Below are 19,634 nucleotides of genomic sequence, written 5' to 3'. Positions count from 1 at the left end.
CACGAAGTCTGCCGAAGGGCAGCCAGCATGCCCCGCATTCGTGGCGGTGGTCACGTTGAGGCGGCGATCGTTATGGTCGAGCAGCAACCCAGGAAAGGGTTGTGTCCATCCAGGCTCGCGGGTCGCCGCGCGGATGCCGGCGTCGTCGTCCTCGAATACCTCGTCGCCGAGTTGAGATGCGTCGCGATGACGCCGTCTGGCAAGAACGGCTCGAACAAGGAGGGGCGGCAATAAAGGGGACTCGAGCCCGTGTGCCCTCACTGTCACGGCTCTAGCTTCCGGAGCCAGCGGACGAGGTCCTCCAGATCGGCGAGTTGCGCGGGTTCCAAGGGGTCGGGGCTGAAATGCATGACCTCGTTACGCACTTGCCGTATCTTGTGCAGGAGTTCGATGAAGATGGAACGAGTTATTCTCCAGTCGATTCGTTCCCAATTGGCGGGTGCTTCGAGAAGACGCGCACATTCTCCTAGTGTCAAGTCGGCTGCAGACTTTATCTCGCGGTCGGCGTCGTTCTGGTCCTTGGTAGACGCGATCTCCTCGCTGCTGAACTTATCGTCGATCTTCCGGCGCAGGCGCTGCTCAATCTCTCCGAGGATGAAGTAGGGGGTGGCGAGATCGGCGAACTGTTGGCTCAGATCTGTCGTGGTGACGATTCCTTGGATGGTCCGGTCTTTGGCTCGCACAAAGACGAACCCCTTATCCATGATCAGCTGCACGCGGCCGAGGAGGTTGTCTTCGACAGGCACGACTTCGGCGGAGCGCATCGCGTCTCGCACCGTCGCCTCCGGACTGCGGAGCAATGCGTCGACGATGGATTCCCATGTCACGGCACCGAGCAGGTCACGCTTGCCGGACATGACAGCAAGTTGAGAGAAGTCGTGTCGCATCATGAGCGTCCGGGCCTTCTCGAGGCTGTCGTCGCGGGACACGCTGACGACGTCGACGTTCGCCGATCGAACTTGGCCGACCCGCATCTCCACGTCGGGCAAGGCGAGGTCCGCCTCTTCGGCGATCTCGGTCGCGGAGTCGGGGGAACGCATGAGTGCTGTCTGACGAAGGAGAATGATCGTCGAATCGATCCACGCGCTGGTGAAGTCAGGGTCAGTGGTCAGTTTTGTATTCTTCGAGGTCCCGTCGTACGCGATCAACCACCCAGATCCCTCGGCGCTTGGCACCCCAGTACGCGAGGAGTTCCCTGACTGTCAGCGAAGGAGGTGAACCATGCGCTTGCTTGGCTGCCCGCTCGAGGAATTCAGTCAGCTGTGTATCGTCACCCATGCTGTGCCGTTCCGTTCATCAAACCTGGCCGTCGGTGTACCTCATCGTGGTGGTCGCCAGGGCGTTACTGTATGGACATCAAGGTGAGGGCGCGGTCCCGCCGCTGCCTGTGAGCACCCGCGTGCCAGTTCGGCGACGGCCTCATCGCCTGGAACGAGTGGCACCTCCCGTCCCGGCCAGACGCTCGCTCCGCGGAGGTGCGCTGCGACAACTATGCCGACCTGGCCGTTCGCCATGGTCTGGGGCCTGGTCCGGCTCTTCAAACGCGACGGCCCGAAACGGCACGCCGCGATCCCGAGCGGGCCCGCCAGCGGCCAGGAGTACCGCGTCGCCGAATCTCTGAAACAGCACTCCGGCGAGATCGCCGTCGTCCGCGGCAAGACGCAGCTCGCGATCGTCGAACTGGCCGATCCTGGTGCGCCGCCGGCCGTGGTGTGGAACGGCCGTGGGGCCGACCGGCCGCAGTGGAGTCCGTCCCCGGCTAGCTTCCCAGTGCGCGGCGGCCCAGGCCGGCGAAATCGACGACGCCGCGGCGCTCGGGCGCGCCCAGGGCGTCCTCCGCCGCAAGGCGGGACTCCCCGATGACCGCGGTCCTGTGGCACCGCGGAAATGACTACGCGTGGATCAGCCGCGCAGGTTTGCGCAAGCGCGGTGGTGCCCGAAGTGGTGCGTGGGCGAGCGGGCAGGAGGCACGGATGAGCGCGGTGATCGACAGCGTCCCCGACGAGTTCCGGCCGATCGTGACCAGTCTGCTGGCCGGACGCGACCTTGAATTGCTGAAGGCATTGCAGACGCGGGAGAAACCTACCCTCGACCAGCAGGAGGCGGTGATCGACGTCTTGGGCGACGCGTTCACCGAACACTTCGGCCCGGGACACGAACCGACCGAACAGGGAAAGCTGACCGACAACGCACTCGGCGCGTTCCTCGCCTGCTGGCCGTCCGAAGACCTCGCCGACGACTGAGAGCGACCGGGGACGACAACCGCCCGGGAGCGAGCTGCACCGTTGCAGCCCGACTTGCCGTCGTGATCATGACGTACGGTCGGATGCGAGGGAGGACCACGCCATGGGCGAGCTGGATCGCGAAGGGCGCGACGAACTGCATTACGCGGCAAAGGACAACGACGCCGACGCGGTTCGCCGACGGCTGGACGCGGGAGTGCTCGTCGATCTCGCGGAGCGGCGCGCGCGGTGGACGCCGCTGTTCTTCGCCGTCGACAACGGAGCGTTGGCTGCTGCCGAGGTGTTGCTGGACGCGGGCGCGGACATCGAGGCGCGAGCGGACCGCGAGATCACGCCGCTGCATCTCGCGGTCAACCGGTGGCGGCGGAGCCCCGACGGCGCGATGATCAAGCTGCTGCTCGGCCGCGGCGCGGACAGGACCAGCGCGGACATGCACGGGTGGATGCCGGGCGACCGGGCGAAGGGCCAGTTCGGCTTCCCCGACGACCTGAAGGAGCTGCTCGGCCCGTGACATCGCCCGGACTCGCCGAGCACTTGCCCGTCGCCTCGGCGAAGGGCCGGCTTGCCAGCAGTGCCAGTCGGCCGGGGACGTACGGTTCAGCTGAGGCGCGACGCTTTTCCTTTGGCAAGTGCGGATGGCACGGGGATGGCTTCGGATTCTGTTGCTGGTGAGGCGCTCCCACACGATGCCTGTTGGTCGGTGGTGTGGCTTGCAGTAGATGACTTCGTCCGGCGTGACGATGACGTCCACGCATGAAGTCATGCTTGGTTTCGGGAATGTCGTAGTCCACGACTTGTAGCTGGTGCACCGTCGTGACGATTCTGGTGCGGGTCCGATCCATCCTGCCTCGGTCAGCAGCGCGATGGACATGCGACGAAACCAACTCCAGCCGGCCAAGTCTGCCACCAGTCACCGCTGTCGACCGAACGCATAACGAGATCACGGGCCATGGATGTCAATGGCAGGTTTCGACCTGCAGCGCCGCGGCCAGTCTTGTCCGGTTTGTCGGCTACTGCTCCGTCTGGGTGGGCTGCGAAGGTTCCGGGCCTGGCATCGGCCAAGGACCCCTACAGTCCTGGGAGCCCACCAACGCCGGTCGCTTGGTGAACGCACCCAGGGGGATCCATGAAGTCAACGTTGTGCGCCGCGCTGGCGGTCCTGCTCCTGTTGCCGACGGCCGCCACGGCCGCAGCGGCTCCCGAGCCCGCCGGTGCCGACACGATGCGGTGGTTGCGCGGCCACGGCGATGTCCGAGTGCAGGAGATGGCGGCCCGAGTCCAGGAGCTGGCCGGATCCTTCGGCTCAAGCCGCTACGGCGGCGCTCGTTGGACCGAAGACGGGCAGTTGGTCGTCCAGGTCGTGGGCGCCGACCAGGCGGCCCCGCAAGCGGGAATCCGGTTCGAGCGCGTCCGCCACGCCCGGCGAGCGCTGGACGGCGTCGTCGCCGAAGCCCCGGCGCTCGTCGAGCATCTTGTCGGACCGGGCAAGCTGGAGAGCGCCTATGTGAACGTGACCGCCAACAAAGCTGTCGTGTCAGTCCTGGCCGACAGCACCGCCACGGTGGCCGCCGCGTTGGGGGCCAGGTACGGCGACGCGGTCGAAGTGGTTGCGGCGAGCAAGCTGCAGCCCCGCACGGTGGCGAACAGGCAGGACGACAACAGCCCGTACTACGGCGGCTTGGCCATCAACAACGCGGCGTCGCAGCCCGGTACCGAATACGGCTGCACCTCGGGTTACGCCTTCAAACTCTGGTCCACGGGACAGATCGTGGAGAGCACTGCGGGGCACTGCTGGGCTCGCGGAACCGCGGTCTACAACGCGACCGCGGCGATCGGCACCGTCACCCATCGCGCCTTCGCCAGCAACGGCCCGACTGACGCCGAGCTCATCACACCACCGTCGTCGGCGACCTTCGGGGCGCGCATCTGGGTGGGCGGGCGCTTCACCGACGTCAGTTGGCCAGTGGTCGGCGCGATCGACGAGAACGACGCCTACATCGGCAGCCCGATCGTCCTCAGCGGCAAGAACGGAGGCGAGACCCGCGGGACCGTCACCGCGGTCAACGTGACCCACTGCTACCCCGACGGATGCACCAAGGGTCTCACCGCGATCAAGGTGACCTCGGGCGGCGTAGCCCCCGGCGACTCCGGCGGTCCGTGCTTTTCCTCGGGCAAGGACCAGCCCTACACCGCGATGGCCCGTGGCGAGATCGTCGGCCCGGCCGCGGACGTCGGCCAGACCACCTACTGCACGTCGGTATTCGACATCAGCGCAGCACTGGGGGCATCCGTCCTGCTCTACTGAGGACCGCTGCTGCACGGAGCCTCGCGAAGGACCTTTCGCGAGCCGGGGCCCTTGGCGCGATGCGTGACGCACAGGCGTCACGGCGCGGATTCGCGTCGGGTGGAAGCGGCTGCCGACAGTGCGCGCACCGCCGGCGCCGCGGCCTGGCACTGGCCACTCCGACAGCGTCCTCTGCCTCGGCTCGCCGCGGAAGGGGCGGGAAAGCGGCCTGCGGCTGCATCGTCGTCACGGCATCAACTGTGGTGAATGAGTTCAGTCGGTCGGGTTCACATCAGTTGACGAGGCTGACTGCGGCCGTTACCTTCACGTCGTTGGGGAAACTCCGGGGGAGGGGATTTCTGATGTCTCGAATCAGTCTGTCCGGCACGGTGGCTGCCACCACGGCGGCGTTGGTCGCTGCATCATTGCTGGCGCCGGAAGCAAATGCGGCAGGTCAGCACTGGGGAACGGTTTACGTCGTGGACCGCGGCGACAAGGTAGGTGCTGGATATGGCGACTTCGCCAACAACGGCGGGGTGTACGCGACGGTCGGCGCAAACTGGGTCGACATGCGCAACGACGGAAACCCGATTTACGTGGAGGCAGCGTTCTCCTTCTGGAAGGAGGATGTCGACGGCAAGTGGCGATGGGTGCTCGGCAAGACAGTCCAGAGCGCCCGGTCCTCCCGTTTCAAGCCCGTGGGCGACTCCTTGTCTGCGCGCCTCGACGCCGCCGCCACCCAGGTGCGCGCAGATATCAAGGTGTGCGAGGACATCGACCTCACCACCGACATCTGCTCTCCGCATGCCATCCTGTCCTTCAGCTACTAGTCGTCAGGACTAGGTCGCCGCAGCGAAGTTGATGCCGGTTTCCTGTGCGTCGTCCAGGACTTCAACGCTGGCGTCCTGCTCTGCTGAGGACCACTGCTGCACAGGCCATCGCGAAGGACCTTGCACGAGCCGGTGCTTTGGCGCGATGCGTGACGCACAGCCGTCACCCACGGCCGCGGGCGGGCCTTCCTCGGTGACGGCGTGCGCTACCTGGAAACGACGATCACCCCAAGTAACCAGGCGTCTATCCGCCTGTTCGCCTCGTTCGCCGTGCGCTGGAACGCGCCCCTCGCACGCACACAGCTGCTCGTTCCATCGGACTTCCCGTCCGAAGTCGGCGCGCACTGTCGCCGCCGGGTGAAAACTGACCCCGTCTGACCGGCGGAAATCTGACCCCCTCCTGATCATCAGGAGGTGCTGAGCGTGGAGGACTGGGCGGAGATCCGCCGACTGCATCGAGCCGAGGGCATGGGCATCAAGACCATCGCTCGCCGGTTGGCGATCTCGAAGAACACGGTCCGGCGGGCGCTGAGCCTGCACGAACCACCACGGTATGAACGGGCGAGGAAGGGATCGATCGTGGACGCGGTCGAACCGCAGGTCCGGGCGTTGCTCGCGGAATTCCCGACCATGCCCTCGACCGTGATCATGGAGCGGATCGGGTGGACGCGCGGCAAGACCGTGCTGTTCGACCGCATCCACCAACTCCGGCCGCTGTTCCAGCCGCCGGACCCGGCGTCCCGGACCGAGTATCAGCCCGGCGAGCTGGCCCAATGTGACCTGTGGTTCCCGCCGGTCGACGTGCCGCTCGGGTTCGGGCAGGTGGGACGCCCGCCGGTGCTGGTCGTGGTCTGCGGCTATTCGCGGGTCATGACCGCGCGGATGATCCCGTCCCGGCAAGCTCCGGATCTGCTGGCAGGACACTGGGCATTGATCTCCGGCCTGGGGCGAGTGCCGCGAAAGCTGGTGTGGGACAACGAATCTGCGGTCGGTCAGTGGCGGGGTGGCAAACCGGTGCTGACCGAGTCGATGAACGCCTTCCGGGGAACGCTGGGCATCAGCGTGATCCAGTGTCGGCCCGGTGATCCGGAAGCCAAGGGCCTGGTCGAGCGGGCCAACGGCTATCTGGAGACCTCGTTTCTGCCCGGTCGCCGGTTCGGTTCGCCAGCGGAGTTCAACCTCCAGCTTGAGCAGTGGCTGGTGCGGGCCAACCAGCGCCAGCATCGCCGGCTGGGCTGTCGGCCGGTGGATCGGTGGGAGGCGGACCGGGCCGGGATGCTGGAGCTGCCGCCCGTCGCCCCGATCGCGGGATGGCGGCTGGCGACCCGGCTGCCCCGGGATCACTACGTGCGGTTGGACTCCAACGACTACTCCGTCCATCCGGTCGCGGTCGGCCGGCGCGTCGAGGTCGCCGCGGACCTGGACCTGGTGCGGGTGAGCTGCGGCGGGCAGGTCGTGGCCTGCCATGCGCGCTGCTGGGCCGATCACCAGAGCATCACTGATCCCGAGCATGCTCGGGCAGCCGCTGCCGCCCGGCAGGCACGTCAGCAGACGAGCCCTCGTCCGGCGGAGACCTTGGTCGAGCATCGTGACCTGGCCGATTACGACCGGCTGCTCAACCTCGACGCTGAAACCAGCGCCGTTGACGTTGCCGAGGACGGGGAGGTGGCGTGATGGCGGTCAAGTCCACCAGCGCCCGGACCAGCCGGGATGTGACCAGCGAAATCGCGTATCTGGCTCGGGCATTGAAGGCACCGACCCTGGCCGGGGCGGTGGCGCGTCTGGCCGAGCGAGCCCGGACCGAATCGTGGTCGCATGAAGAGTTCCTGGCCGCGTGTTTGCAGCGCGAGGTCTCCGCTCGTGAGTCCCATGGCGGTGAGGGACGGATCCGCGCGGCCCGGTTCCCGTCCCGGAAATCGTTGGAGGAGTTCGATTTTGACCATCAACGCTCGCTGAAGCGGGACACGATCACACATCTCGGGACGCTGGATTTCGTGACCGGCAGGGAGAATGTCGTATTCCTCGGCCCGCCCGGGACCGGCAAGACGCACCTGTCCATCGGGCTGGGCATTCGCGCTTGCCAAGCTGGGCATCGGGTCGCGTTCGCCACCGCGGCCGAGTGGGTCGCTCGTCTGGCTGACGCGCATCATGCTGGTCGGTTGCAGGCCGAGTTGGTCAAGCTGGGCCGGATCCCGTTGTTGATCGTGGACGAGGTCGGCTATATCCCGTTCGAGTCCGAGGCGGCCAACCTGTTCTTCCAGCTGGTCTCCTCCCGTTACGAGCGGGCCTCGTTGATCGTCACCTCAAACAAGCCGTTCGGCCGGTGGGGCGAAGTCTTCGGCGACGATGTTGTCGCCGCGGCCATGATCGACCGTCTTGTCCACCACGCCGAGGTGATCTCGATGAAGGGAGACAGCTACCGACTCAAAGACCGCGACCTGGGCCGCGTCCCCGCAGCCAAGACCAACGACTAAGCAAGATCCATTAACCAGGGCGGGGGTCAGGTTTCATCCGGAACCAGGGGGTCAGTTTTCGAGCGGCGTTGACACGCACGAATCTGAGGAGCTGTACCGCATCGGGCCCCTGACCCAACGAGAACTTCCGCGACACAGCGGTGAGCCGGGGGGCATGAACCTCGAGCCGGCCGCGGGCCGAGCCGGCTCCGGCGTCGGCGAACGCGCCGCCCGGCCCTCGTCCGTCGCGCTGACGTCCTTCCCCTGCGCTGAAAGAATTGCAGGGCGTCCACGGGACCTTGACCGGTCCACTATTCTCCCTGCGGACGGTGAAGCGAGGTCGGGAGCGGCGTGATTCGTTCGGTGGTGTTCGACGTCGGTGAGACCTTGCTCGACGACTCGCGTGAGTTCGGTGCCTGGGCCGATTGGATCGGTGTCCCCCGGCACACCTTTTCCGCGGTTCTGGGTGCGGTCACCGCGGCGGGTCGGAACAACGCGGAGACGTTCCAGGTGTTTCGTCCCGGGTTCGACCTGGAAGCCGAGCGACGGCGGCGAGAGGAAGCCGGCGTCGGCGAACAGATCGACGAGTCGGACCTGTATCCCGATGTCCGGCCGGCGTTGGATGCTCTCCGGCGCGCCGGGGTCTGGGTGGGTATCGCCGGGAATCAGACCGCAAAAGCGGCTCGCCTGCTGCGTGACCTGGACCTCCCGGTGGACGCCATCGCGACGTCGGGCGAATGGAACGTCGCCAAGCCGGACCGGGAATTCTTCTCGAAGGTGATCGAATTCGCGCCCGGCTTGCCGGGCGAGATTCTCTACGTCGGCGACCATCGCGACAACGACATCGTCCCTGCGCGCGCGTCGGGGCTGCGGCCGGTGCTGATCCGGCGCGGGCCGTGGGGTTACTTGTGGGCGGAGGACCCGGTTGTCGCCGAGAACGCCGCCTGGGCCGTCGACAACCTGACCGACCTCGTCGGACTGGTTGCCGAGGGGCAGTAGTCCTGTCTGGTCAGGAGATTCGTTCCCTGGCTGTTGGCGAGAACACCGCGCGGTCGAGGACCTGCATCGCGACGCTCGGCGTGCCTGCAGTGTCCATGCGCAGGTGGTCCACGATCTCGCCGACTTGAGGGTTCGCGCGAACGTGTTCCGGCGCGATGCGCAGAGCGGTGTGCATCGCTGCGACTGTCTTGTCGCGCTGGCCGGCGAGGTGATGTGCGCGTCCGAGTTCGACGTAGAGGTGCGAGCGTCGCTCGGCGGGCAGGCTGATCGGCGGGCGCCAGCCTGCGGTCAGGCGAAGCGCGGAGCCGACGTCGCCGAGTTCGACGGCGAGCGACACGCGGTGAATGCGCACCGACGCTGTACCGAACGCGGTGCCCAGGTGGATTCCTTCGTCGACGAGCTGCGCAGCGCGCTGGGCTTCGTCGATGTGGTCGCGTGCGCGCAGGGAGTTCCCGGCGCGGCCCGCCATGACGGCCGCGCGCATGTGCAGGGTTCCGTATGTTGCTGCTGCGGTTTCGGAGTCCGTGATGCGGATGCGGTCGGCCGCGCGTTCGAGCATCCGACGGCCGGCGTCGAGATCCTCGGAGGCGAAAAACGTTTCGCCGCGAACGTAGGAGCCGGTGCCTTCGACCAGTTCGTCTCCCGTGTCGGCTGCTCGCCGTACCAGCAGGTCGATGATGCGCGCGGAGAGGTCGTAGTAGCCGTACTTGTCCGCGACAGCGTCGGCCGCGCGGTAGACCTGGACCAGCATCCGCGCGAATTCCGGTTTCTCCGGTGGTGCGCACGCCAGGAACGCCCGGTGAAGCTCGGGCAGGAGCAGGGGCACCTCGACGGACAGTTCGCGGTAGTCCGAGCGAAGTCGCTTCACGACAACCGCGGCCACGACCGGACGCAGCTCTGCGATGGGGCGTACCGGCCCGTCTTCTGGGAGGTCATGAGTGTCGAGCACGCGACGCAAGGCCGGGATCTGACCGTCGATGGCGACGGCTGTCGCGTCGTGCGCCCGGTTGCGCTCGGCGGCCGATGCAGTCGCCGGATGCTGGGTCCGGCGTGCCTGCTTTGCCATTCCGTTCGCCGGCTTCTGACGCAAGTCTTTCTGGCCGGCGCGTGCTCGCGCGTGCAGTGCGACGAGCCGGCCGTCGGCGTCGAGGGCACTGTCCAACGTCGCCACCAGGACCGCTGAGGGAAGGTTGCCGCCGATGCGTTCCGCGAGGGACACGTACTGGCTGGTGTAGCCGATGCGAGCGGCCAGCTGGCGCTGGCTCAACCCGGCCCGCCTTCTGCTCGCGCGGATTTCCCGCGCGAGCTGGGCACCCAGAGATGCCTCCTGGGCCGTCCTGTCGTTGGGCACCTGGGGCTCCTGACGAGTGTGGTCCCACCGTGAGGTCAAATCTCGGGGGTCAAATCGCTGGCCGGAAATTTGACCCCTTACGTCATCGTAGCCGCATGTAGTCAGCTGGTGGCAGACATCGCAGGCAACGCGCTCCGGGGGCATGAAGATCGCGACGCCCTCTCGGCACCGGGCTCGATCCCGTGCTGAGTCAGTGGTGCCGTAGCTGCCGCGAGTCGCCGTGCCGGCCCCTGCAGGGGGCCGCACACCGCCGATCTTTTCGGCGCGGCGTATCGGAATCAAGGTGCAGGAGGTGCGCGTCGTGTTCGACGCACGCAACGACCCGCCGCCCGGGGTCGACCCGACGAAGTCGAGTGTGGCGCGTCTCTACGACTGCTTGCTGGGCGGGAAGGATCATTATGCGGTCGACCGGCAGGTTGCGCGGGAGCTGGCTGCGGTGGTGCCGGAGATCGCGCAGGCCGCGATGGAGAACCGGCAGTTCGTGAGCCGGGTCTGTCGTTTCCTCGCGCAGGAGGAGGGTGTCACCCAGTTCCTCGACTGCGGCTCGGGTCTGCCGACGACGGAGAACGTGCACCAGATCGCGCAGCGGGCGAACCCGGCGGCGAAGGTCATCTACGTCGACTACGACCCGGTGGTGGCAAGCCACGGCCGGGCCCTGCTGGACCACAACGAGTACACCGAAATCGTCGAAGCCGACTTCTTCGACCCGGCGAGCGTCCTGGACGACCCGACGGTGCTGGGGCATCTCGACTGGAGCCGGCCGATCGCGGTGCTGTTCTTCGCAGCACTTCACCACCACAGCGGCGATCGGGGATTGCCGGCGAAGGTGACGCGAGCGTTCGTGGACCGGCTCGCGCCCGGTTCGTTTCTCGCGGTCTCGTTCGTGCTCGACGCAGCGGACGAATCGCCTGAAGACCACGCCGTCAAGAAGCTGCTCGACGCGATCCACAAGGGGCCGATGAAGGACGTCGCGTCCCTGACGCGCGAGGAGATCGCGGAGTTGTTCCACGAGACGGAGCTGCTTCCGCCTCGGCCGGGGACGCCGGGCGAGGTCGTCACGATCAACGACTGGTGGCCGGACGGCCCAGGCCTGTCGCCTCCCACGGTGGCGCGGCGGATCCTGGCCGGCGGCGTCGCCCGGAAAAGGTGATGTCGTCCATTGAGTGTCTCGCGCCGAACGCAGCCGGGCAACGGCCGGGACCGGCCACGCGATTGCGCTGTGCTCGCGCGAGTCGGATGTCCGGTGCCGGAGGAGGGCTTCTCGACGGCTGGGTTGGCGTGCATTCGGTCTTCTGCCGTCGGACGGAGTGTCACGCCAGCGCAGAGCTCACATTTGGCCTCGGGGATACAGCTGTCAGCTGCCGGATCGGCGTGGAGGGGGAACAGACGTGGTGATGCGGACGTGGGTGCGGCGTCATTGGTTGCGCACCTCGGAGCTGGCGTTGCGGGTGCATAGCGACCCGACGGCGGCGAACCGGCAGACGGCACACCGCTATTGGAAGCGGGAGCTGGCCGACCCGTCGGTGCGGTGGCTGATCCCGTGGTGCTCGGTCGACGAGACGTACCCCGAGCGGCACGAACGCGGCGAGATCGACCTGACCGGATTCGTCGATGCGGAGTGGTGCCCGCCCTGCACCGGGCTGGACGCGTCATGAACACGCCCCCTGGCACGGGAGACGGACAGCCGGAACGGCCGCTCAGGGAGCTGCAATGACAGCGAGGGTCACACAGACATGGCGGACACCGCGCGAAGAAAACCCCTCACCGCGCCCTCGGCAAGGACACCGCAGCCGACGGCAGGGCTCTGCAGCGCGCGTGCGGGACCTGGTCCACGTCCTCCTGCTCCCCCGATGTGAGCCAGAGTCGTCCCCGGAGTCGGCGGGCCTGGCTTGTCTGGCCGCTGCCCCGGCCGTCTTGCAGTACGGCGCGTGCTGCTGGCTGCCGGGGCCGAGGTGCGCCGAGGCGGCGGCTCGCACTGCACTGCCTGATCTCCCTGCCGCTGAGAGGTTCCTCGACACGGCGGCAGGGTTCCAGCATCGCCTGACGATGAGACGAGAAGTGGACAAGAAACCGTTCAAGTACCAGCATCTCCAGCAACAGCCGCGAGCCACCGTCCTCGGTGCGTGCCTGCGTGCCGCGCGGTTGGCCCAGGGGTTCGGCGTCCGCGAGCTGGGGCGCCGGATCGATCGACACCAACTCGGCGCTGGTGTCGAACTGGGAACGCGGCGAGCGGACGCCCGGTCTGGAGGACGTCGCCGCGATCCTCGGCGCGCTCGGCGTCACCGGCGAGGACAAGCACCGCATCCTGGACCTCGCGCGCGCCGTCACGCCGACCGTCGTCCTCACCGGCGATCAGGCGACGCCCCGCCACCTCGCGACCCTGATCGGTGTCGAAGCATCGGCCATCTGCGCGACCACCTGGGAGCCGCTGCAGGTCCCCGATCTTCTGCAGCAACCCGAGTACGCGCACGAAGTCCTCATGGGGCTTGGCCACGACCGCACGAAGGCCGCCGAACTGGTCGGGCTGCGCCGGTTCCGCGACCAGATCACAGCGGCCCGCACTCCATACCGATTGCCGCCTACATCGGCGAAAACGTCCTCACCAAAGTCGCCGCATCGGCCGAGACCATGGGCAACCAGCTCCGCCATCTGGCCAAGCTCAACGAACTCTCAAACAAGATCACCGTGCGGGTCGCGCCGTTCGGCATCAGCACCAACCCTGGCCTGGCCAGCCCGTGGACCTTCTACCAGCTGCACAAATCGCTCGCCGACGCCCCAGCCAAATCGGTCGTCTACATCAACCACCTCACGGCCGGCCCGTTCGTCCACGACCAAGCCGACCACTACCTGCGAACGATGTCCGAACTCGCCCGGATTGCGCTGTCCCCGAAGGAATCCACCAGAGCCCTGCGGACCTTCGCCGACAAGCACGACCCGCTCATCTGACTCCCGGCCACCGTTCTGCACGGCAAGACCGCGCCCGTCCAGATATGGCCAGCAGGTACACGGCTCCAGTGCTCTGACAGTCGTCGTCGTAAGTGCCGACCAGGCGGTCGCGACTCCGCGCCGGCGCGCTCCGCCGAGGAAGCAGAAATTCGGGTCCAACGATGACAATTTTAAGAAGGAGGATAAATGGATAGCGATGAGCAATGCATATCCGAAATCGTGACTGCGGCCCATCGCTTGAGCGGAGAACTCGAACGCTACGTAAAGGAATCGACTGGGAAAGCCTCGTCATGGATTGAATGCGATCTAGCGAACCTGCTGCTCTCGATGGGGACGCGGCTTAAGGATCACGCCATCCGATCAAATATCCCTGGCAGGGATGGATGCTTGAAATTGGCGGTTCCGCATCGGGCTTCAACCGTCGAGCTCACCGCGCCGTCATGCCCATTCGGCGGAATGGGATGGGATTCGGTGCAAGCTGCGGCGCGGTTGTGTACCCGTTCTACGGACGAGACGAGGAGGGGAAGATCTCCGCGCATGAAAAATGCTCTGATTGTGAAAACGTTGCAGATGACAAGCCGCTGAGTTCTTGAAGAAGTCTCGCAGGGGAACGGGCGTTTTGAACCTTGCCGCCTACTCGGATAGCAGCCAATGCCCGTTCTCCTGCAAGTAATACCTCGACGGTTCTAGCTGTAGGGTTTCACGTGCCAGCTTCCTGTCGTGCCGATCTGCTCCGGCGGAAGGCTGACAACTTTGAAGTTTGCCCCCATGGAGATGAACGAGATCGATGCGGACTTGTATTGCCCAATCAGGTGGAGCGCATCGGCGAGCAGGTTTGTGACGTTTCGAATAAAATCCGTCAAGATGCTCTTGGCGTCATCGATGCTGTTGACGACGGTAACTTCTCCCACTACTGGCACGGGTATTGCTGCGAGATCCAAGATCAGGCCGGCGAGAGAGGCTGCTGTTTCTCCGATGAATCTCAGGGCCGCGCCATATGTGTCGTACACGATAGTAACGCAATTGGCAAGTGCATTACCCAGCCCGGCCACGGTGGCCTGGTCGGCGTCAAGCGCGGATATTACGTCAGAATTATAAGCCGAGAACTGATCGAATGCGGGCCCGGACCAGTAGCCCTGAAGGCTGTGCGTGGCCTGAGAAATGGTGCCCCGGGCTTCGCTTATGACGATATTTTCCGCCCAAGCCTGAGCTAGTGTCTCAACTTTATCTGCGTCTCCGAACAGGTAATTCTTCACCTTGTCGAGTACTTGAAGTGCGTCCGGGAACCCGACCTTCTCCGCCACTTCCCTGATTTTTTGGTCGGCCTCGGTAGGGTACGGGATAGGAGGTCGAGCGGACGGCGGTTTCGGAGGTTCGGGCGGGTCGTTCGGAAAAGGATTCAGAGACGGAGGCAGTCCTGGGTCCGTCGGGTCGGAGATTGATCCGTGCCGCGGTCGTGTCATCAGTGTCCCCCGCTCGAATCCGGCTCGAATACGCCGCCGTCCTGCCCTTGCCGGTCTAGCCAGCCGAACTTCTTGTAGTACTCTTCGTCTTGCGCTTCGTAGGCCTTCGCGGCAGTGTCAAGATTATCGGCGGCGTACGTAATGCTCCGACAGCTGTCAGCGACTTTCATTTCGATTTGCTGGATAGCTCCGTTGTAGTCGGCTTCGATTCCTGACTCGCGGCCCAACAGTCCGAGGCCCATGGGCGGAATTGCGTACATGGGGATTTGCGCTGCGGCGAGGTAGGCGAGCCCTTCCGCTGCCTTGCGGTAAGAGTCCTGCGTCGCTCGAAGCGATTGCGGAACAACTTCGTACGCTTTGCCGCTCATGCGTTCCCCCTGTGGGCTGATCCGCCTGTAGCGGATGCGCTCTGCAAAATGTGTTGTCGCTGCGTGCGTGCCTGGCTCTCTGCGTCGCGGATCGTCTGCGCGATCTGGGCGCCGAGCGCGCGGCCGTTGGTCGAGGTCAGGTTGTGAGGGTCGATCGTCACCGAGATGAGCGTTCCCGTTCCCGAAACCGTGACGGCACCGGTGCCTCCCGGAATTCGGCGGTCGACGGGAGTGTTGGCCGCCTGGGCCGCCGCCGCTTCCGTTCGGTGCAGCCGTGCTTCGATTTCCTTGACCTGGTTGTAGAGTTTGTCGTAGATCGACACCAGTCGTCACTCCAATGCCAGAAAGTCGTAGTCGCCGAAATCATCGTCGTCGCTCTGGCCGCGTGACGTTCGGGCCGGGCCAGGCTCCTGCGTCGCGACACTGGGCCGTTGCGAAACATTGACGGGTGCCGTCGCTGCTGGTGCAGTCGAGCCGGGGTGGAGAACTTCCTGGACCGCGGCGTTCGCCCGTTGCCCGGCCCCTGCCCGCGCCTGGTTGACGGCCTCGACCACTGCAGGGCCGACGAGTTCCGGGTGCGCTGAGCGGAGCGCTGCGTCGCGAACGACGATCTCGACGATCGCGCCTCGACCGTCCACGATGGCAGTAACGGAGTTGTCCCTGGAGACACCGCGGAAACGCAGCTCGGCGAGCTCGGCATCGAGTTCGACGAGACGTCGCCGGCTGGCGGCGACCTCGCTTCCGTCGCTGATGCCGAGCATCTTGAATATGTCCACGGTCATCATTGAGTCCTGTCGTCAGGGAACGACGCGTCGAGAAGGTCGGCGACGCTTGACGTGGTCGCGGGCGTGATGTCCCAGCGCTGATCGTCGTAGTGTTTGCTGATCTTCAGAGTCCAGCGACCCGCATCGGTGTCGTAGACGCGCAACGGGAACTCGCAGCGGCGACGACCGTTTCGGCCGCGGTTCTCTGTATACAGCTCGGCACTGATCAGAGGAGGGTGGGAGATGATCCGTTCTGCTTTCCTTACTGCACTGTTGGCTGCGTCGCCGGTATCGCGGGCCTGGCGCAGCTCGCTGCGCAGGACGGTTACCGGCTGGGCATTGGCGCGCGCATGGTCGTGCGGCAAAACGTCCGCCAAAACTGCGCTCAACCGTTGCCGCCGGAACGTCCGCACGAAGATGTCGCCGCCGTCGCGGACCGCGATTAGCCCAAACCAGTGCGATTCGGCTGCCAACGCCGCGAGTTGTCGATCGTTGTCGCTGAACCAGCCGTAGCATGCGCGTGCCGGCCGGCTGAGCAAGGTGGCCAGGTCGGCCAGCTCCGGATCGTCGACGTTGCGGGCAGCTCCGCCGTAGCGACTCCGCAGCTCGGCGAGCCGTTTGTCCGCGTCAGCCTGCGCCTGTGCGTCGTACCACTCGGCTTGCGGGGCCAACGAGACGTGCAGATCGGCACCGGTCACATCGCTCACCAGGGCTGAGAGATCCGCGGCGGCGAAGCCGACGGGCTCGGGAAACCACATCGGCGCTACACCCGCTTCTTGGGGGCCTCGCCGATCACCGGCGGACTCGCGGCCATCCCGGTTTGCGGATCGATCAGCCGTTGCCCGTCCTCCGTGGCGAGGAAAGCCTCGTCGTCGGAGAGGACGAATTTCCGCTCGTGCTCCTCGTCCGCGCCTCCGCTCTTCTTGCCGGCACCCGCGCCCATCCCGCCGACGCCCGGGCTGCCCGGACGCCCGGCCGCCGAGCTCGACGCGCCGCTGCGGGTCGCAGCTCCCTCCGCGACACCGGTTCCGCTTCCACGGCCGCCGCCCAGGCTGTTCTCGCTGCCAGCCCGACCGCCTACTGAGCCTGAACCGGAGCCAGTCGAGCCACCGCCGCTAGCTCCTCCGACCGGGCCGCCGCCGACGGCCAACCCTCCTGAGTGCCATGAATCGCCGCTCGAACTGCCGTTTCCGGGCGGTCCGGGATCGAGCAGACCCGGCCGGTACATTCCCGGCGTTCCCGCCGTGGCCTGATGGCCGAGTTCCGGCTGCGCGCTTGGCGTGACATAGCTGTTCGGCACCGTTGACTGGTCTTGGCCGCTCGAGGTCGCGCCCGGGGGGACCGAGCCCCTGTGCGCCGGCCCTGCGGCCCCGGCCCCAGTCGGCGGCGTGTAGCCGCCTGCATTACGGAGTTCGGGCGAAGAGGAGCTGAGGCCGGGCCGGTGCTCTGCCGGAACAGGTCCGCCGGAGCCGCCAGCGGGCCCAACGGGACCCGGAGCTCCAGGCCCCGACGCCGATGGGGCACTGATGTTCATCGCGTTCGCGTCGATCTGGCCGTAACTGGTGGGCATGAACCGACCAGTCTCGTCCGATGCGACGGACCAGCGTTTCATCGCTTCCACGTTTGCGGTCGCAACGCTGTTGCTCTTCTGCGTCTGGCTTTCGATCTCGGCGTTGATCGTGTCGCCGAGAAGCGCCGGCATCGACGCGGGAGCCGGCGCAACAGGCGGAACCGGCTGAACCCTGGACTTGGTGGAGTGCCATGCCTCCGCTTGAGTGGTCAGGCCAGCTTGAGCCGCGGACATCGCTTCTGCCGCGTACGTGTGCTCGGCCTCGAGCGGACCTGCGCCTCGCGTCGCTGCCCCGGCAGCATCGCCGCTCCAGCCCTCTTCCATCTCGGCAGCGAGCTCCTTGATCTGCGCTGCACGGTCGTGGTACCGGCTTTGAATCGCGTTGATGTGGTCCGCCGACTGCGTCAATCCGCTCGGACCGACGGCGTTGGCAAAGTTGTCGTAAATATCCTGACCCGACATCACCTGACCCGCCACGCTACTGCGCCCCCTGGATCGTCGACACGATAGCCTTCGCGAAGTTGGTCGCGCCGGCTTTGACGTTGGTCCCTGGCGACGCCTGGATCAGGATCAGCATTTCAGTTTTGTCGGAAAGGCCGAGGAGCATGCTGATGTGACCCTGGTCCCGGCGATCGCGTGAGTCGGCGAGTACTGCCGGAAAGCCGTTGATCGAGGTGGGCTCGAAGTACCCGCTCGCGTAGTAGCCGGCGGCCTTCTGGCTGTAGGCGTTCGTCAGGCCGTTGGGAACGCTGGTGAGGAACGATGCGCTCAGGTTGGTGTATCCGTCGCCGAACTGCCACGCACAGCTGATTCCGGTCGAATTCGAGTCCCGTTCCGGTTTGCTGAGTTTCAGCGTCGACAGCTGCTGGGCCGTCAGCATGCTGCACGGATCGGCGAGAAACTTGTCCACCTTCAGCTGGGAAGGCACTGGAGGAACCTGGACCGCAGAGGTCGCGGGCGGCAGTGACTGCTGACTCTGCCCGTTGGCGGAGGGCGCAGGGCTTGCCGTCCCCGGGGTCGCGCCGGAGCATCCGCCGATGAGCATCACCCCGACGCAAGCCGCGCTAGCCATTGCAAGAAGAATATCGTTTCGCTTCACGGTATTTCCTATTGAAACAATCCGCCGCTATCGGCCTGGTCGTTGGCAAGCTTTCCGAAGAGGCCCGCGGTTTCGGAATCGTGTTGAACGTAGGTGCCGTTCGCCTTTTGAAGCTGTGTGATATATGCGGCCGCATACTGCTGCATTTGCTGATTGTGATCGATCATCTTCGCCAGCGAGTCCTGGACCTTGCTGACGCCGCGTAACGCCGGAGTGTCGGGCGATGGCGGCACGACGGCAGCGAATGCCTGCTGCTGCACCCTTTGATCCTGAGCGAGCTCGTGGAGCAGATTCTCCCATTTGGTGATCAATGCAGCGTGAGCGTCGGGGTCGAACCGATACCCGCCGGCTCCTGCCGCTTTCATCGTGGCGTGGGCCGCTGTGTCGCCTGTTGAGCCACTCGCCGGATGCTCCCCCGCTGTCGCCTGCTCGGCAGCTCCGAACAGCGGCGAACCCTCACCCGGCGGCGAGTCCCCGTCTGATGTCACCATGTGATGCTCCCCTCACAACCCGTCATCACTTCGACGTCAGAGTATCGCACGGAGTTCCGACATGGGCGGAGATCACAGAAGTCGCGCTAGCGGGCTAGAGCGGCTCTGGCCAGCGGTTTTCCGGTGGTGCCGTGCGCGAGGGCGTATGTGCAGGCCGGGATCGCCGACGGGTGACACCGACCGTGCCCGCCCGGGCGAGTCTTGCTGCATCGTCGCTCACCGACGATGACCGGGTGGCGCTGGTCTTCCCGCCCGGCGAGGTAGCTGTCCTGGAAACCGTTGCAGGCCGGTCGCCTACGCAGGTCATCGGACGCGTCGACGGCGAACCGCCAGCCACCCCAAGACTGGGAAACCCGACGGATTGAGGCAACCCCGACGACAACAGCGCTCAGACTCACCCCGCAACCCCACCAGCTCGACCACCGGCGAAAACAGGCGCGTCCTCTGGATGCGTTCGTGCCCGATCCCGCTGAGCTGCCGCCGCTGTGTGGCAAACCGGAGTTCGCGGCGATCTTGGACGCGATGGTCGCCGGCGAAGCGCCCCGGCTGTTCGCCGGAGTCCAGGAGTACGGCGAACGCGTCGACGGCCAGATCGTCGCGGGGGCACGGCCTTCGGCGACCGCGCCGAAATCGTCTCGGTCGGACGCACGCAGCGGATGAGCTTGCAGGCGCCGGAAAACGCGCTGCGGATGTTCACGTTCGGCAGTTGCATCCGGGTTCTGCCGGTGTGGTTCAACCCTGATGCAGCGACGCCCGCCGAGCACGTAACCGCC

Annotated in this window: 21 protein-coding genes and 2 pseudogenes; 13 read left to right on the top strand and 10 right to left on the bottom strand. The window is 66.0% G+C overall.

What is annotated here, in order from left to right; genetic code table 11:
• Positions 1-263: 263 nt before the first annotated feature.
• Positions 264-1,148: a CBS domain-containing anti-phage protein gene (locus tag AMYBE_RS0130375; protein ID WP_154676339.1), complete on the bottom strand. Its 885-nt coding sequence runs from the start codon at positions 1,146-1,148 to the stop codon at positions 264-266.
• A 343-nt stretch (positions 1,149-1,491) separates the two neighbouring features.
• Here AMYBE_RS0130375 and AMYBE_RS0130370 point away from each other — a divergent pair, with 343 nt between their 5' ends.
• The 9 genes and pseudogenes from AMYBE_RS0130370 (at position 1,492) to AMYBE_RS0130335 (ending at position 8,809) form a co-directional block, all read left to right on the top strand.
• Positions 1,492-1,863, top strand: a complete 372-nt coding sequence (locus tag AMYBE_RS0130370) for a hypothetical protein (RefSeq protein WP_020663162.1) — start codon at positions 1,492-1,494, stop codon at positions 1,861-1,863.
• 110 nt (positions 1,864-1,973) lie between these two features.
• Positions 1,974-2,243, top strand: a complete 270-nt coding sequence (locus AMYBE_RS0130365; RefSeq protein ID WP_020663161.1) for a hypothetical protein — start codon at positions 1,974-1,976, stop codon at positions 2,241-2,243.
• Between the two features lie 103 nt (positions 2,244-2,346).
• Positions 2,347-2,754, top strand: a complete 408-nt coding sequence (locus tag AMYBE_RS0130360) for an ankyrin repeat domain-containing protein (protein WP_020663160.1) — start codon at positions 2,347-2,349, stop codon at positions 2,752-2,754.
• 615 nt (positions 2,755-3,369) lie between these two features.
• Entirely contained in the window at positions 3,370-4,548 is a 1,179-nt protein-coding gene (locus AMYBE_RS0130355) for a chymotrypsin family serine protease (RefSeq protein ID WP_154676338.1), read from the top strand.
• Between the two features lie 341 nt (positions 4,549-4,889).
• Positions 4,890-5,357, top strand: coding sequence for a hypothetical protein (locus AMYBE_RS0130350; RefSeq protein WP_154676337.1), 468 nt, complete (start codon positions 4,890-4,892; stop codon positions 5,355-5,357).
• A gap of 195 nt (positions 5,358-5,552) precedes the next feature.
• Positions 5,553-5,735 (top strand): annotated as a pseudogene (locus AMYBE_RS46925) (hypothetical protein); the annotation flags it as partial.
• Positions 5,736-5,771: 36 nt separating this feature from the next.
• Positions 5,772-7,031 (top strand): IS21 family transposase, encoded by a 1,260-nt coding sequence (gene istA, locus AMYBE_RS0130345; RefSeq protein WP_027928176.1) that lies wholly within the window; start codon positions 5,772-5,774, stop codon positions 7,029-7,031.
• A complete protein-coding gene (gene istB, locus AMYBE_RS0130340) occupies positions 7,031-7,831 on the top strand; it encodes an IS21-like element helper ATPase IstB (protein ID WP_020663156.1) in 801 nt (266 codons plus the stop codon). Before istA ends, istB begins: the two co-directional genes overlap by 1 nt.
• Positions 7,832-8,161: 330 nt before the next feature.
• Positions 8,162-8,809, top strand: a complete 648-nt coding sequence (locus AMYBE_RS0130335; protein ID WP_020663155.1) for an HAD family hydrolase — start codon at positions 8,162-8,164, stop codon at positions 8,807-8,809.
• Between the two features lie 10 nt (positions 8,810-8,819).
• Here the strand turns inward: AMYBE_RS0130335 and AMYBE_RS42625 are convergent, their stop codons facing one another.
• Entirely contained in the window at positions 8,820-10,304 is a 1,485-nt protein-coding gene (locus AMYBE_RS42625) for a helix-turn-helix domain-containing protein (protein ID WP_084470192.1), read from the bottom strand.
• Between the two features lie 148 nt (positions 10,305-10,452).
• Here AMYBE_RS42625 and AMYBE_RS0130325 point away from each other — a divergent pair, with 148 nt between their 5' ends.
• The 3 genes and pseudogenes from AMYBE_RS0130325 (at position 10,453) to AMYBE_RS46410 (ending at position 13,106) form a co-directional block, all read left to right on the top strand.
• Complete coding sequence (locus AMYBE_RS0130325; protein WP_245573272.1) at positions 10,453-11,310, top strand: SAM-dependent methyltransferase; 858 nt, start codon at positions 10,453-10,455, stop codon at positions 11,308-11,310.
• A gap of 238 nt (positions 11,311-11,548) precedes the next feature.
• Positions 11,549-11,815, top strand: coding sequence for a hypothetical protein (locus AMYBE_RS0130320; RefSeq protein WP_020663152.1), 267 nt, complete (start codon positions 11,549-11,551; stop codon positions 11,813-11,815).
• Between the two features lie 464 nt (positions 11,816-12,279).
• Positions 12,280-13,106, top strand: a pseudogene (locus AMYBE_RS46410) (helix-turn-helix domain-containing protein).
• Between the two features lie 686 nt (positions 13,107-13,792).
• On the opposite strand, the gene AMYBE_RS45150 reads toward AMYBE_RS46410, so the two are convergent.
• From AMYBE_RS45150 to AMYBE_RS0130265, 8 genes are all read right to left on the bottom strand, one after another.
• A complete protein-coding gene (locus AMYBE_RS45150) occupies positions 13,793-14,410 on the bottom strand; it encodes a hypothetical protein (protein ID WP_020663149.1) in 618 nt (205 codons plus the stop codon).
• 158 nt (positions 14,411-14,568) lie between these two features.
• Entirely contained in the window at positions 14,569-14,937 is a 369-nt protein-coding gene (locus AMYBE_RS0130300; RefSeq protein ID WP_020663148.1) for a hypothetical protein, read from the bottom strand.
• Complete coding sequence (locus AMYBE_RS0130295; protein ID WP_020663147.1) at positions 14,934-15,260, bottom strand: YbaB/EbfC family nucleoid-associated protein; 327 nt, start codon at positions 15,258-15,260, stop codon at positions 14,934-14,936. The genes AMYBE_RS0130300 and AMYBE_RS0130295 overlap by 4 nt, the downstream gene beginning before the upstream one ends.
• A 6-nt stretch (positions 15,261-15,266) precedes the next feature.
• Positions 15,267-15,722: a YbaB/EbfC family nucleoid-associated protein gene (locus AMYBE_RS0130290; protein WP_027928173.1), complete on the bottom strand. Its 456-nt coding sequence runs from the start codon at positions 15,720-15,722 to the stop codon at positions 15,267-15,269.
• Positions 15,719-16,459, bottom strand: coding sequence for an ESX secretion-associated protein EspG (locus AMYBE_RS0130285; RefSeq protein WP_020663145.1), 741 nt, complete (start codon positions 16,457-16,459; stop codon positions 15,719-15,721). Before AMYBE_RS0130285 ends, AMYBE_RS0130290 begins: the two co-directional genes overlap by 4 nt.
• 5 nt (positions 16,460-16,464) lie before the next feature.
• Positions 16,465-17,748: a hypothetical protein gene (locus tag AMYBE_RS45145; RefSeq protein ID WP_154676336.1), complete on the bottom strand. Its 1,284-nt coding sequence runs from the start codon at positions 17,746-17,748 to the stop codon at positions 16,465-16,467.
• Position 17,749: 1 nt separating this feature from the next.
• Positions 17,750-18,316, bottom strand: a complete 567-nt coding sequence (locus AMYBE_RS0130270) for a DUF3558 domain-containing protein (protein ID WP_084470465.1) — start codon at positions 18,314-18,316, stop codon at positions 17,750-17,752.
• 62 nt (positions 18,317-18,378) lie between these two features.
• Positions 18,379-18,861 carry a hypothetical protein gene (locus AMYBE_RS0130265; RefSeq protein ID WP_211226874.1) on the bottom strand — a complete coding sequence of 161 codons (483 nt, stop codon included), beginning with the start codon at positions 18,859-18,861 and terminating at the stop codon, positions 18,379-18,381.
• Positions 18,862-19,317: 456 nt separating this feature from the next.
• On the opposite strand from AMYBE_RS0130265, the gene AMYBE_RS46405 reads away from it, so the two are divergent.
• The gene (locus AMYBE_RS46405; RefSeq protein ID WP_020663140.1) at positions 19,318-19,521 is read left to right on the top strand and encodes a hypothetical protein; all 204 of its coding nucleotides are present in this window, start codon (positions 19,318-19,320) and stop codon (positions 19,519-19,521) included.
• Positions 19,522-19,634 lie beyond the last annotated feature (113 nt).

This window comes from Amycolatopsis benzoatilytica AK 16/65 (assembly GCF_000383915.1).
Lineage (GTDB): Bacteria > Actinomycetota > Actinomycetes > Mycobacteriales > Pseudonocardiaceae > Amycolatopsis > Amycolatopsis benzoatilytica.
The sequence above is the reverse complement of the archived record's forward strand: the minus strand, read 5'-3'. Positions and strand labels throughout refer to the sequence as shown.